Source organism: Methylobacterium sp. P5_C11 (assembly GCF_054049775.1).
In genome coordinates this window covers 75,789-88,345 of sequence record NZ_JBFULS010000019.1, presented here as the reverse complement: position 1 = coordinate 88,345, position 12,557 = coordinate 75,789, and the positions used below count along the sequence as shown (strand labels likewise).

Annotated in this window: 13 protein-coding genes; 8 read left to right on the top strand and 5 right to left on the bottom strand. The window is 71.2% G+C overall.

The annotated features are described in order from the left end of the window. The coding region (locus tag ACXJKQ_RS12815; RefSeq protein ID WP_457106117.1) for an RluA family pseudouridine synthase at positions 1–1,199 on the top strand (1,199 nt) is incomplete at its 5' end. Here ACXJKQ_RS12815 and ACXJKQ_RS12810 read toward each other — a convergent pair. Next, entirely contained in the window at positions 1,166–1,879 is a 714-nt protein-coding gene (locus tag ACXJKQ_RS12810) for an alpha/beta fold hydrolase (RefSeq protein ID WP_457106116.1), read from the bottom strand. The genes ACXJKQ_RS12815 and ACXJKQ_RS12810 overlap by 34 nt on opposite strands. Before the next feature lie 200 nt (positions 1,880–2,079). Here ACXJKQ_RS12810 and ACXJKQ_RS12805 point away from each other — a divergent pair, with 200 nt between their 5' ends. The 4 genes from ACXJKQ_RS12805 (at position 2,080) to ACXJKQ_RS12790 (ending at position 4,479) form a co-directional block, all read left to right on the top strand. Further along, entirely contained in the window at positions 2,080–2,463 is a 384-nt protein-coding gene (locus tag ACXJKQ_RS12805) for a hypothetical protein (protein WP_457106115.1), read from the top strand. A gap of 61 nt (positions 2,464–2,524) precedes the next feature. After that, entirely contained in the window at positions 2,525–3,190 is a 666-nt protein-coding gene (locus tag ACXJKQ_RS12800) for an HAD-IA family hydrolase (RefSeq protein ID WP_457106114.1), read from the top strand. A 46-nt stretch (positions 3,191–3,236) separates the two neighbouring features. Beyond that, the gene (locus ACXJKQ_RS12795) at positions 3,237–4,028 is read left to right on the top strand and encodes an ATP12 family chaperone protein (protein ID WP_457106113.1); all 792 of its coding nucleotides are present in this window, start codon (positions 3,237–3,239) and stop codon (positions 4,026–4,028) included. Between the two features lie 130 nt (positions 4,029–4,158). After that, positions 4,159–4,479: a hypothetical protein gene (locus ACXJKQ_RS12790; RefSeq protein WP_457106112.1), complete on the top strand. Its 321-nt coding sequence runs from the start codon at positions 4,159–4,161 to the stop codon at positions 4,477–4,479. Between the two features lie 21 nt (positions 4,480–4,500). On the opposite strand, the gene ACXJKQ_RS12785 is transcribed toward ACXJKQ_RS12790, so the two are convergent. Both ACXJKQ_RS12785 and ACXJKQ_RS12780 read right to left on the bottom strand, forming a co-directional pair. Next, positions 4,501–4,992 carry a glutathione peroxidase gene (locus ACXJKQ_RS12785; protein WP_457106111.1) on the bottom strand — a complete coding sequence of 164 codons (492 nt, stop codon included), beginning with the start codon at positions 4,990–4,992 and terminating at the stop codon, positions 4,501–4,503. 154 nt (positions 4,993–5,146) lie between these two features. After that, on the bottom strand, positions 5,147–5,680 hold the full coding sequence (locus ACXJKQ_RS12780; RefSeq protein ID WP_457106110.1) for a hypothetical protein: 534 nt from the start codon (positions 5,678–5,680) through the stop codon (positions 5,147–5,149). A gap of 135 nt (positions 5,681–5,815) precedes the next feature. Here ACXJKQ_RS12780 and ACXJKQ_RS12775 point away from each other — a divergent pair, with 135 nt between their 5' ends. Then, positions 5,816–7,204 carry an aminotransferase gene (locus ACXJKQ_RS12775; RefSeq protein WP_457106109.1) on the top strand — a complete coding sequence of 463 codons (1,389 nt, stop codon included), beginning with the start codon at positions 5,816–5,818 and terminating at the stop codon, positions 7,202–7,204. Positions 7,205–7,228: 24 nt separating this feature from the next. Here the strand turns inward: ACXJKQ_RS12775 and ACXJKQ_RS12770 are convergent, their stop codons facing one another. Both ACXJKQ_RS12770 and ACXJKQ_RS12765 read right to left on the bottom strand, forming a co-directional pair. Further along, positions 7,229–8,551, bottom strand: a complete 1,323-nt coding sequence (locus ACXJKQ_RS12770; protein WP_457106108.1) for an HlyC/CorC family transporter — start codon at positions 8,549–8,551, stop codon at positions 7,229–7,231. Between the two features lie 60 nt (positions 8,552–8,611). Continuing rightward, on the bottom strand, positions 8,612–10,171 hold the full coding sequence (locus ACXJKQ_RS12765) for a hypothetical protein (protein WP_457106107.1): 1,560 nt from the start codon (positions 10,169–10,171) through the stop codon (positions 8,612–8,614). A gap of 216 nt (positions 10,172–10,387) precedes the next feature. On the opposite strand from ACXJKQ_RS12765, the gene ACXJKQ_RS12760 reads away from it, so the two are divergent. Together ACXJKQ_RS12760 and ACXJKQ_RS12755 are read left to right on the top strand one after the other, a co-directional pair. Further along, positions 10,388–10,786 (top strand): DUF3775 domain-containing protein, encoded by a 399-nt coding sequence (locus ACXJKQ_RS12760; RefSeq protein WP_457106106.1) that lies wholly within the window; start codon positions 10,388–10,390, stop codon positions 10,784–10,786. A gap of 22 nt (positions 10,787–10,808) precedes the next feature. Further along, a complete protein-coding gene (locus tag ACXJKQ_RS12755) occupies positions 10,809–12,092 on the top strand; it encodes an App1 family protein (protein WP_457106105.1) in 1,284 nt (427 codons plus the stop codon). Positions 12,093–12,557 lie beyond the last annotated feature (465 nt).

Here is a 12,557-nt window from a genome sequence, read left to right as displayed (position 1 = left end):
CCCAGGGCGCGGCCGCCGCGGCCCCGGTGCGGCCCCCGAAGCCCCCCCGCGACGCCGTCCGGTCGCGCGGCCCCGGGCCGGCGAAGTCCGACGAAAGGCCCAGGGCGAAGCGGTCCGACGCCCCCGCCCCCGCCCCCGCCGCTCTCCCATCCCCCGGTCCGACCCGACGCGAGCAGCGCGCCGCCGCCTCCGCGACCCTCGCGTCCGGGGTGCAGACCCTGGTGGTCGAGCCCGACGAGGCCGGTATGCGGATCGACCGTTTCCTCACCGCCCGTTTCCCGCTGCTCCCGTTCACCCGCGTGCAGAGCATCGTGCGCAAGGGCGAATTGCGGGTCGACGGCAAGCGCGCCAAGCCGAACGACCGGCTGGAGCCCGGCATGAGCGTGCGGGTACCGCCCCTGCGCCTCGATCAGCCCTCCGAGCGGCCGCGCAACGCCGCCCGCGAGCAGGACGACGCCGAATTCATTCGCTCGCTGATCCTCTACGAGGACGCGGACATGATGATCCTCAACAAGCCCTTCGGACTCGCGGTCCAGGGCGGGTCGGGGACGGTCCGGCACGTGGACGGCCTGCTCGCCGCGCTCACCGGCCCGGACGGCCAGAAGCCGCGCCTCGTCCATCGGCTGGACAAGGACACGGCGGGCTGCCTGATCATCGCCAAGACGCGGCTCGCCGCCGCGACGCTGGCCAAGAGTTTCCGGTCCCGGGCGGCGCGCAAGATCTATTGGGCGCTCACCGCTGGCGTGCCCCGGGTCCGGCAGGGCCGCGTCTCGACCTACCTCGCCAAGGAGGAGGCGACCGACGCCGACGCGCGGATGCGCGTGGCCAAGCACGGCGACGAGGGCGCGAGCCACGCCCTGACCTATTACGCGATGGTCGATCAGGCTGCCCAGAAGCTGTCCTGGTTGTCGTTCAAGCCGGTCACCGGCCGCACGCACCAGCTGCGCGCCCACGCGGCCCATATCGGCCACCCGATCGTCGGGGACCCGAAATACTTCTCCGTGGAGAACTGGGAGCTGCCGGGGGGCATCCAGAACCGTCTGCACCTGCTGGCCCGCCGGATCGTCATTCCGCATCCGCGCACCGGCAAGCCCGTGGACGTGAGCGCGCCGCTGCCGCCCCACATGGCCCAGAGCTGGAACCTCCTGGGCTTCGATGCCAGCCGCTACGACCCGATCGTCGAGGCTCCGGAAGCCTGAGCCTGCAACCAGGGGACGATCGCGTCCGCCAGGGTCTCGGGGACTTCCAGGGGCAGCATGTGGCCCGACCCGTCGATCACCGTGAGAGTCGCGCGGGGTATGCCGTCCCGCAACTCCTGCGCCTCGTCGAGGCTGCGCAGGACGTCCTGGGCCGCCGCTACGACCAGGGTCGGGCATCTGATCGCGCCGAGCCGGTCGCGATCGGATGCGCGGGCCTGGCCGGCCTGACGCAGGAAGGCCGGACCGCCCAACCTGTCGCCCATCTGCCGGATCCGCGTGATCAGAGCGGCATCCCCGGCCCGCCCCGGATGCACGGACTGGAGGATTGCGGCTTGGCTGAGACCCCTGAAGCCATGCTGGCGGATCTGGGCGACCGCGGCGGCCTTCCGGCGCGCCTGGGCTTGCGTGTCGGCCCGCGACGAGGTGGCGATCAGCACCAGCGCCTGCACCCGATCGGGTACGCTGCGCGCGACCTCGCGGGCCACGTACCCGCCCATGGAGAATCCGACGAGGCCGAACCGGGCGGGCGCCGCCGCGGCCACCCGGCGCGCCATATCGGGGATGGCGTCGTCGCGGCTGAGGTCGCCATGCTGGACCGGCCCGACCTCCGCGAGCCGGTCGGCCATGTCCGTCCAGAGGTCGGCATCGGTCATGAAGCCGGGCAGCAGCACGAGGTTCATCGGCAGATCGCCCCTCCCGTCACATGACCACCGTCCCGCGCGGGCTTGACGGTTTGGTGGCAGCCCGCAGGAATCCGGCCGTCCAAACGGGAGTCCCGCGCAGGGCATGCCTTGGCAATCGGCTGCGCCGCCTCATATGCTGCCCGGCGCCCCGCTGATCCGCCGCGGGGCCTGTTCCCTGCGGTTCGAGACCCTGACGCATGAAGCTCGCGATGCTGGCCTGCCTCGCCGCCCYGTGCCTCGCCGGAACCACCGCGCATGCCGCATCGGGCGAGGCAGCCAAGCCGGCCCCGGCGGCGAACGGCACCCACCCGGTCGAGACGTCCCCCCAGCATCCGGCCGCCACCCCGGGCGCCGCCGCGACCCCCGCGCAGGCGGCACCGCGCCCGTCGACCAATGCCCGTGCGGAGCGCCGTCGCCGCTCCTATGCGGCCTGCAATCGGGCCTCGCACCAGCGCGGATTGCGCGGCGGCAAGCGCCGGCGGTTCCTGATCCGCTGCCGGCTCGGCTATGAGCGGACGCGCCTCCCGGTCGGGCAGCCCGCCGCGGTCGGGCAGCCGGCTCAGCCGGGCCGGAAGCCGTGACGGGGTCCGGGACCCGCATGCCGGCACCGCTGTTCGAAACGGCATCGGCGCGTCGTCGGCGATGAGGCTCATCGTCTTCGATGTCGACGGCACCCTCGTCGACAGTCAGCACCTGATCGTGGCGGCCCAGGAGGTGGCCTTCACGGAGAACGGCCTTCCGGCGCCGGGTCGGCGTGAGGCGCTGTCCGTGGTCGGCCTGTCGCTGCCGCAGGCCTTCCGCCGCCTCGTCGGTGAGGACGGCCCAGTCGCGGAACTCTCGGAAAGCTACAAGCAGGCTTACAACCGCCTGCGGCTGGATCCCGCGCACGAGGAGCCCTTGTTCCCCGGGATGGCCGAGCTTCTGGCCCGGCTGCATGCCCGGGGCGACGTGCTGATAGGCCTTGCCACCGGCAAGTCGCGGCGCGGGGTCGATCGGCTCATCGCCCATTATGGTTGGGGTGACTGGTTCGTCACCACCCAGAGCGCCGACGACGCACCGTCCAAGCCGGACCCGACCATGCTGCAGCAGGCGATCAGCGAGGCCGGCTGCGAGCCCGGGGCGACCGTGATGGTCGGCGACACCACCTTCGACATCGCCATGGGGGTTGCGGCGGGGGCCACCGCCATCGGGGTCGCCTGGGGCTATCACCCCCCGGATGCACTCTACGGGGCCGGGGCACTGACGGTGGTGCCGAGCGCCGCAGCGCTGGAGGTGCAACTTCTCGACGGACTTGCGACGATCGCCTGATCGCGAAAGGCTCGCGCGTCGGGCTGGAAACGCCTATCTCGCGGTCATGAGCGATCAGACGACAGAATGGCTCGGCGAACCGGGCGACGGCGAGCGGCCAGACCCGATCCGGGCGGCCCGTGGCCATTCGAAGCCGGCGCTGCCCCGGCGGTTCTACACGGAGTCCGGCTTCGCCGAGGACGGCGAAGGATACCGGCTGACCCTGGACGGACGTCCGGCCAACACGCCGGCCCGCAACCCGCTGCGACTTCCGAGCCGCGCCCTGGCCGAGAAGGTCGCGGCGGAATGGGCGGCTCAGGACAAAGTGATCGACCCGGCGCGGATGCCCCTGACGCGGCTCGCCAACACGGCGATCGACGGGGTCGCGCCCCGCCTCGCCGCGGTCGCGGACGATCTGTGCGCCTATGCGGGGACGGATCTCGTGGCCTACCGCGCTGGCGACCCGGAGCGGCTCGTGGCGGCGCAGGCGGCGGCCTGGGACCCGATCCTCGCTTGGGCGCGGGACGCGTTCGGCGCGCGGGTGATCCTCAGCGAGGGCGTCATGCATGTCGAGCAGCCCGCCGACACGGTGCGAGCCCTCTCGGAGGCGGTGGCCGCGGTGACGGACCCGTTCCGGCTGACCGGCCTGCACACGCTGACGACGCTGACCGGCTCCCTGCTGATAGCGCTGGCGGTGCACAGGGGGCGCCTCACGCCGGCGGAGGCCTGGGCCGCAGCCCATGTCGATGAAACCTATCAAGCCGATGTCTGGGGGCGCGACGCCGAGGCCGAAGCGCGCCTCGAAACGCGCCGGACGGAGTTCGAGGCGGCCGCGGCGATCGTGGGTGCCGACCGGTGACCGGATCCGGGGCCGGCCGCGCAGATGCAATTGCGCAACAATCCGGGACTCACGGCGCGCGGCCTGCGTCAGCGGCTGACAAAGCGCGAACACTGTTTTAGGGTCTGCGCACATTGAGTTTGAGTCGATCATGCGCGCCGATCAGCCTGTCCGATGCAGATTTGAAGGCGAGCTGGCTACGCTGATCGCGTCAAAGCAATCTTCCCGAGATCTGGACGCGCGCTGCGCCCTGTTCGACGCGCTTTCGGACCTTGAGATCCGGGCTCGGAGCGCCGGTGCTGCCGGCTTGACCTTGCGCAAGATCGCTGAGATCCGCTTCCTGACGGGTATTCTGCGCGAGGCCGTGCGCCCCTTCCCGGTCGCGCCCCTCCGGACGATCCTGCGGGCGCGCGAACGTGCCGACGGCCGCGGTATCCCCGTCCCGGAGACCGCCGAACTCGGCGTTGTCTGACGTTGAGGTGCCGCGCGCGGCTCAGGCCGGTTCGGCCAGGGCGGCCTGAACCTTCGCCTCCAGGGCCGCGGGCTTGGTCCCGGGTGCGAAGCGGGCGATGACCCGGCCGTCGCGACCCACCAGGAACTTGGTGAAGTTCCATTTGACCGCGCGCGTGCCGAACAGCCCGGCTCGGGCTCGGGTGAGATGGTCGTAGAGCGGCTCGGTGGCCGGCCCGTTCACCGCGATCTTGCCGAGTACCGGGAAGCTCACGTCGTAGCGCAGCGAACAAAAGCTCGCGATCTCCGCGGCGTCGCCCGGCTCCTGGGCACCGAACTGGTTGCAGGGAAAGCCCAGGACCGTCAGGCCTGCAGCCCTGTGACGGCGCCAGAGCGCCTCCAATCCCTCGTATTGCGGGGTGAAGCCGCAGCGGGAGGCGGTGTTGACGATCAGAAGCACCTGCCCGCGATGCCGCGCCAGCGGGTAAGGGGTTCCGTCTGCCGCGGAAACGCTGAAATCGTGAACCGTCGTCATGCCCGATCAGTTGGGCAAAGCGGCTGGCTTCGCAAGGCTTGCGCGTCGCGTCATCGCGACCGCCACGCGGATCGGGGGGAAGCGCGCCTCGGACGTCCGTCTTCGCAGGGTCGGGACCGGCGGCGCCGTCGGGTGCCGACCCTGTCGGGATGCCTCAGGCCGGGACCTTCCGGACGTCGAAGCTCGGACCCTGCGGCGTCATCCGGTCGGTGGTGACGATGCGCTCGTCGGCGCCCACAACCCCAAGGCTGACATCGCGGTCGGGCAGGATGACGGTGGTGCTCTTGTTGAGGTGGACGAGCACGTGCCGCCGCAGCGGCACCGAGGCCACGGCCCAGCGCTTGAGCTGCCCGTAATAGGGCTCGCGCCGCCACGCATTCGCCTGCCCGGGATCGACCTGCACGTTCATGTTGCGCGTGAGCGGATCGAGGCTCAGGACCATCTTGGCGCGGTCCGGTTTCCATTCCGGCCCGAGCCAGGCTTCCGTCATCCAGAGGCAGTGGAACGCCCGGCAGTGATCGGGCCGCGTGGCGTGGATGGCGCAGCCCTGCCCGGCCCTGGTGTGGCGGCACCACTGGCCCGCGACGCTCTCGACTGCGGGCACGTCGTAGACCTTGCAGCAGAGCGTGCACGCGCCGCAGGCGCGGCCAGGGGCGGGTTGGGCGACGAAGGCTTCCGGGTTGAGCATATGCGTGCGGGGCGAGGGACGATCGCGGGTGGCATGCGTCCGGCAACGGCCGGCCGAAGAACCTTCGGGCTACCTGACGGGGCATCGGGTCGGTAGTGTGGCGGCGGTCACCCTCGCACGAGGACCTTGCGAACCATGCTCTCGAACCTCGCGACCCGCGACGTCGAAACCCTTCTCCATCCCTACACCAACCTGTCGGCGCACCGGCACACCGGCCCGCTGGTTCTGGAGCGCGGTGAGGGCGTGCACGTCTACGACACCGAGGGGCGGCCCTACATCGAGGGCATGTCCGGCCTCTGGTGCACGGCGTTGGGTTACTCGAACGCCGAGCTGGTGGAAGCGGCCCGGGCGCAGATGGCGCGCCTGCCCTTCACCCACCTGTTCTCCGGCCGCAGCCACGATCCGGGGATCGAGCTCGCCGAGACCCTCAAGGAGCTGATGCCGGTTCCGACCTCGAAGATCTTCTTTACGTCTTCGGGTTCTGAGGCCAACGACACGCAGGTCAAGCTCACATGGTATTACAACAACGCCCTGGGACGGCCGAATAAGAAAAAGATCATCGCCCGTCAGAAGGGCTATCACGGCGTGACGGTGGCCAGTGCCTCGATGACAGGGCTCGCCGCGAATCACGCCGACTGGGACCTGCCGCTGCCGGGCTTCCTGCACGTCGCGTGCGCGCATCATTACCGGGGCGCGGAGCCCGGCGAGAGCGAGGAGGCCTATTCGGCCCGGCTCGCCGCCGAGCTGGAGGAGACGATCCTGCGGGAAGGCCCGGAGACCGTCGCGGCGTTCATCGCCGAGCCGGTGATGGGCGCGGGCGGCGCGATCGTGCCGCCGCGGGGCTACTTCGCGGCGATCCAGGCGGTGCTGGCGAAGTACGACGTCCGCCTCATCGCCGACGAGGTCATCTGCGGCTTCGGTCGGCTCGGCACGTGGTTCGGCAGCGAGGCGCTCGGCATCCGGCCGGACTCGATCTCCTTCGCCAAGGCCCTGACCTCGGCCTACATGCCCCTCGGCGGCGTGAGCATCGACGCGCCGCTCTACGAGGCGCTCGTAGGCCAGAGCGAGAAGATCGGCACCTTCGGGCACGGCACCACGTATTCCGGCCATCCGGTCGCCGCCGCGGTGGCGCTGAAGGCGATCGAGATCTACCGGCGCGACCGGGTGATCGAGGGAGTGGCCGAGAAGGCGCCGCACTTCCAGCGCCGGCTCTCGGCCCTCGCCGAGCACGCCATCGTCGGCGAGGCCAACGGCCTCGGGCTGATCGGCGGGCTAGAGATCGTCGCCGACAAGGCCAGCAAGCGGCAATACGACCCGAAGAAGGGCGTGGCCGCCCGCTGCGTGGCCTTCGCGCAGGCCGAGGGCCTGATCGTGCGGGCGCTCGTCGGCGACCGCGTCGCCGTCTGCCCGCCGCTGATCATCGCGCCGGACGAGATCGACGCCCTGTTCGACCGGCTCGGCCGAGCCCTCGACCGGACGCGCGACTGGATCCGCGCCGAGGGCCTGGAGGCGATGCCGGGCTGACGAGACCACGCCGGCGCGGCGCGGTCAGACCGTGCCGCGCTGCGCCTCCGTCTGCGCCGTCGCCTGGATGCCGGTCGCGGTGAGCGGCGTGATCCGCAGCGTGGTGATCCGGTTCTTGGCCTTCCGCAGCACCTGGAAGCGGAAGCCGTGAAAGTTGAAGGCCGTCCCCTGGTCGGGGATCGTCCGGGCCTCGTGGATAACGAGGCCGGCGATCGTGGTCGCCTCCTCGTCGGGCAGGTTCCAGTCCATGGCGCGGTTCAGATCGCGGATCGGCACGCCGCCGTCGACGTTCACCGAACCGTCCCCCTGCGGCCGGACGCCGGAGACCGCGACGTCGTGCTCGTCGGCGATCTCGCCGACGATCTCCTCCAGGATGTCCTCCAGGGTCACGAGTCCCATCACCTCGCCGTACTCGTCGACCACCAGGGCGAAGTGGGTCTTCTTGGTCAGGAAGGCCTTGAGCTGGGCGCGCAGCGACGTGGTGCCCGGCACGAACCACGTCTCGAGGGCCAGCGCCTCGACCTTCAGGCCGGAGGCATCGCCGCCCGCGGCGTCGAGCGCCCGCAACAGGTCCTTGGCATGGAGCACGCCGACGATGTTCTCCGGCGTGCCGCGCCAGAGCGGCATGCGCGTGTACGGCGAGGACAGGACGGCGCGGACGATGTCCTCGGAGGGCTGATCCGCGTCGATCGCCCGCATCTTGGTGCGGTGGACCATGACGTCGGAGACCGACAGGTCCGACAGGTCGAGGAGGCCGCCCAGCATGTCGCGCTCGGCCTTGGCGACGCCCCCTTCCCGGTGCATCAGCGCCACCTGCCCGCGGAGTTCCTCGGCGGCGGTGAGAATCGACTGGTGCTCGCCGATGGTGATGCCGAACGGCTTCAGCATCAGCCGCACGAGGTGCTCGATGGCGATGGCGAGCGGGCCCATCAGCGCCACCGCGAAGGCCACCGGCCGGGCCGTGAGCAGGGCCGCCTTGTCGGGCTTGGAGATGGCGAGCGTCTTCGGCAGCACCTCGGCGAACACGATGACCAGCACCGACATGCCGACCGTGGCGTAGATCACGCCGCTCTTGCCGAACAGCGCGGTGAGCACACTGGTGGTGAAGGCCGAGGCGCCGATCGCCACGATGTTGTAGCCGATCAGCATCGCCCCGATGAAGCGCTCGCGGATCGCCAGGATGCGGTTGACGATCGCCGCCCTCGGGTCGCCCGCCTGTTCGAGAGCGTGCATCCGAGCACGGGAGGCGGCCGTGAAGGCGGTCTCCGCCCCCGCGAAGAAGGCCGAGAGCAGCAGCGAGATCAGGACGATGCTCGCGGCAAACCACAGGTCGATATGGGTTTCCATCGGGTCCGTCGGGCACGCCTCAAGCGGCTGGTCGGCCGCCGATATAGCGGTTCCTCCGATTTATTGCGCCCCGATCCGGCGCACTGTCCACGTCGCCCAATAGACGGGCCGCCCATAGAGGCTCGACGTGTCGCGGCCCGAGGCGGTCGGGGCGAGCCGGTCGAGCCAGGTGAGGAAGCCGGCCTTGCCGGGGTAGATCGCGGGCGTGTCGAGGTTGCCTTCCGCGTCGGTCATCCAGAAATGCGCGCTCCGGTCGAAGCGGCCGCTGCCATCGCCGCCGGATCGCAGCCCGAGATAGGCGGAGGAGCGACCCGCCTCGACGGGATCGGCGTAGAGTTGGAGGGCTCCGATCCCGTCGAGGCTCAGGTCGGCGGTGTATTGCAGGCAGATGTCGGCGACCGGTCCGCCGGGGGCATTGGCGGGCCGCTGGCATGTGTAGGAGACCGCCCAGCGCTGCATGCCCTTGGCCCGGGCGACCCGCACGAGGGTCCCGGGCGGCAGCGGCCCGGCGAGCTTCCGCGCCGTCGACCAAACCTTCGGTCCGGACAAATCCTGCGCCGTGCGCAGGAAGAGCCCGGTTCGGCGTTTCTCGGGGGCGAGCCCGCAATCCTCTGGCAGCACGTCCGTGTAGACGTAGTGATAGGTGTGGTCGACGATGCTGATCGAACCGGCGAGCCCGTGGGTCTCGAAGGCCGGGGCCGTGCAGGCCGAGGCGACTGGCTTCCCCGCTTCGTCCATCACCGCTGCGGGAGCGGGCGGGTCGCTGCGCCGCCCGGGTCCGGAGCCGGTCTCGAACGGTGTCCAGGCGAGCCCGTAGCCGTCGGCGGTGCGGGTGCGGATCTCGAACGTCTGGAAATCGAGGGTGCGTGCCTCGATCTGCACGCGGCGCCGGACATCGGCCGGCCCGTCCGTGGGCGCATCCGGTTCCGACCGTCGCCGCCGGCCGCGATCCTTCGTATCGGCCTCGGCGGCGCCGGTGACGCCCACGCGCTCCTGCCCGAGCAGGAAGACGTAGCTGTAGGCCTCTCCGGCCCAGTCGCGGCCGGAGATCGCGATCGGGTCGCGCGGTCCGATCCCCTCGGCGGCCGGCGTCGGCTCGGACCAGCCGCGGGTCCGCCCGCGCTGCTCGGGCAGGTCGACCCAGAACCGGTCGGCCGAGGGCGGCAGCGTCGTGGCCAGGGCCTCGAAGGTGCGGCCGGTGCGCAGGGCGCCCCCGTCGCGGCTGTCCGTGGCCCGGCGCTCCGGACAGGGCTCGTCCCGGCGGGATGCCACCGGGGTCTGCCCCTGGAACACCGCCTGGAGCGGCCCGGGCGACTCGGACCGGGCCAGACGCAGGATCTGCACGCCGCGCACGAACGCGCAGGGGGCCGGCGCGATCAGGACGCCCTCGGCCTCCGAGCCCTCGCGGCAGATCTCGAGTGCGCCCCCGCCGGTCACGAAGCAGCTCGGCGCGCTGCCCTCGTAGCCCCCGGGCTTGGCGACGGCGGTCCCCTGCCCCAGCAATGCGGCCCCGGCCAGGCCTCCGAGGCCCGCGAGAGCCGAAACGCGCAGCCTCAGCCCGGCCACGCGCCGGGACCTCAAGTTGCCCGCACGAAGATGAACGGTATCGGCGAGGGACATTCTGAACGTTTTTGAAAAAACCACGTCTATCGCCGGTATCGATCGGGTCGTCGGGAAAGTCTTGCAGCCTCTAACGCACGGCCGGTGAGCCGGGAAGTGGTGCGGACCGCGCAAGCCGCTATCGCTGGGGATCGGGCGAACCCGGTGCCCGCTCGTCCGTTGTCGCGGCTTGAGGGCTCCCCTTGCCCGACCCTGCCAGAGTCCGGAGATCACCACATGGACATCGCCGTCGAAACCGTCATCGACCTCGTCACGCGACTGCGCGCGATCGAGGTCAAGGAGGGCAATACCGATCCGGATTCGGGCTCGAACCCGATCGACGACGGCGCCACCGACGTCCTCACCTCGGGGACGGACGACGCCACCGAATCCGAGGTCCGCGGCATGATCGCCGGGCTCGACGACGATTCCCGCGCGGAGCTGCTGGCACTCCTGTACGTCGGGCGTGGGGACATGGAGCCTGAGGAATGGGGCGAGGCGGTTCGCTTCGCCCGCGAGCGCGAGGCCGTGGGCGAGGGTGCCGTGCGGGAATTGCTGGGCTCGCCCGACGCCGGGGATCTCCTGGAGGAAGGGCTGGACGCGATGGGACTCACCCCCGAGCTGCCCCCCGCGTGAGCGCCTGAGAGCGGCCGATCCCATGTCCTCGCGCGTACGCAGGGGTGCCACCAAGGCGCTGCGGGTCCTCACGCGGCCGGTCCGCCGCGCGCAGGGGCATGGCGGCAAGGGCCGCGGCGGGCTCGTGGTCGAGCCCTATCGCGGCTACGGCTCGCACGACGAGATCTTCCTGATCGGCCGGGTGTTTCGCCAGTCGCCCGGCATTCCCGACGAGGATCCCGAATCCCTGCGGGCGCAGTGGCGCGACCTGCGCCGCCGCATCGCCCGTCACAAGGTGGCCGGGGCGGCCGTGACCGCCCGGTTCGGAGGGGACGCCGCCCGGGTCGAAACCGACCGCGACGGCTATTTCCGCGTGCATCTGTACCCGCGAACGCCCCCGGCGGACGGGGGCGACTGGCACACGGTCGATCTCGTCCTCGACGCCGACCCGCCGATCCCCGCCGAGGGCGCGGTCTTCATCCCGCCCGACCGGTGCCGCTGCGTCGTCGTCAGCGACATCGACGACACGGTCATGCGCACCGGCGTCGCCAACAAGCTGACGATGCTCTGGCGGCTGTTCGTGGAGGATGCCGAGAGCCGGGTCGCCTTCCCGGGCGTGGCTGCCCTGTACCGCGCCCTGCACGGCGGCCTCGGCGGCGCCGAGGGCAACCCGATGCTCTACGTCTCCCGTGCGCCCTGGGGCCTCTACGAGATGCTGTCGGAGTTCTTCCAGCGCCACGGCATCCCGGCGGGGCCGGTGCTGTTCCTGCGGGAATGGGGGCTCTCCTGGACGCACCCGCTGCCGCGAAGGGCGACGGATCACAAGCAGGCGCTGATCCGCCACATGCTCGCCCTCTACCGCGATCTGCCCTTCGTGCTGATCGGCGACAGCGGCCAGCACGACCCTGAGGTCTACGCGCAGATCGTCGAGGAGAATCCCGGGCGGGTGCTGGCGGTCTACATCCGGAACGTGTCCCGCAACGCCGCCCGGGTCGAGGAGGTCGTGCGCCTGGCGGGTGCCGTCGCCCGGGCCGGGTCGAGCCTCGTGCTCGCCGCCGACAGCGTTGCCATGGCCGAGCACGCCGCCGCGATCGGGCTGATCGCCCCCGAGGCCGTGGCCCGCGTCGCCGACGAGCACGCCGCTGCGGCGGAGGCCGGGCCGCGCCGGGAGACCGCCCGGATCACCCCGGATTCGGCGGGATCCGGGTCGGAGCAGCCGATCGCACCGGAGGCGATCGCCGAGGCGCTCGCGGGCGACGGTCCCGTGCCGGCGACCCTTGTGGTCGAGCCGGAGACGCCCGCCGCCCTGCCCCAACGCGGAGCCTGAAGGCGTGGGTCGCCGATCGGGCCGCCGTAAGAAACCGAAATTTTCCCGGCACGGCGGCGCCGGTACCCGAGACCGTCAGCCCGCTATTCCGCACAGCGGCGCCGTACCGCCATCCGGCATGGAACGCGAACCCGCCTGACACCGCGGCACGGAGAGTACGGGTCGACAAGCTGGCCGATGCCGGGGCGACCGGGCTCCCCGCCCTGCGCGGCGAACGCGGCGTCATCAGCGAGACCGCGGTAATCGGCGGTGTGAACGCCTTCGTGATCGAGCCCCGGCAGATGCCAGAGGCCAACCGCGACCGGCTGCTCCTTCGTATCCATGGGGGCGGCTACGTCTGGAATCCCGGGGAGTCCGGCAATCCGAAGCGATCCTGATCACCGCCGCGCGACCTGTTCACGCCGGACGCCTCCGGAACCGGGACGGTCATCGACGAAATGGCCCGTGATCTCGACCGCCATCTGG

Bases quoted from the DNA above. Each gene is read 5' to 3' on its own strand.
- ACXJKQ_RS12800 (WP_457106114.1), top strand. From the start codon at position 2,525: ATGAGGCTCATCGTCTTCGATGTCGACGGCACCCTCGTCGACAGTCAG.
- ACXJKQ_RS12810 (WP_457106116.1), bottom strand. From the start codon at position 1,879: ATGAACCTCGTGCTGCTGCCCGGCTTCATGACCGATGCCGACCTCTGG.
- ACXJKQ_RS12775 (WP_457106109.1), top strand. From the start codon at position 5,816: ATGCTCTCGAACCTCGCGACCCGCGACGTCGAAACCCTTCTCCATCCC.
- ACXJKQ_RS12790 (WP_457106112.1), top strand. From the start codon at position 4,159: ATGCGCGCCGATCAGCCTGTCCGATGCAGATTTGAAGGCGAGCTGGCT.
- ACXJKQ_RS12760 (WP_457106106.1), top strand. From the start codon at position 10,388: ATGGACATCGCCGTCGAAACCGTCATCGACCTCGTCACGCGACTGCGC.
- ACXJKQ_RS12755 (WP_457106105.1), top strand. From the start codon at position 10,809: ATGTCCTCGCGCGTACGCAGGGGTGCCACCAAGGCGCTGCGGGTCCTC.
- ACXJKQ_RS12770 (WP_457106108.1), bottom strand. From the start codon at position 8,551: ATGGAAACCCATATCGACCTGTGGTTTGCCGCGAGCATCGTCCTGATC.
- ACXJKQ_RS12765 (WP_457106107.1), bottom strand. From the start codon at position 10,171: ATGTCCCTCGCCGATACCGTTCATCTTCGTGCGGGCAACTTGAGGTCC.
- ACXJKQ_RS12795 (WP_457106113.1), top strand. From the start codon at position 3,237: ATGAGCGATCAGACGACAGAATGGCTCGGCGAACCGGGCGACGGCGAG.
- ACXJKQ_RS12780 (WP_457106110.1), bottom strand. From the start codon at position 5,680: ATGCTCAACCCGGAAGCCTTCGTCGCCCAACCCGCCCCTGGCCGCGCC.
- ACXJKQ_RS12785 (WP_457106111.1), bottom strand. From the start codon at position 4,992: ATGACGACGGTTCACGATTTCAGCGTTTCCGCGGCAGACGGAACCCCT.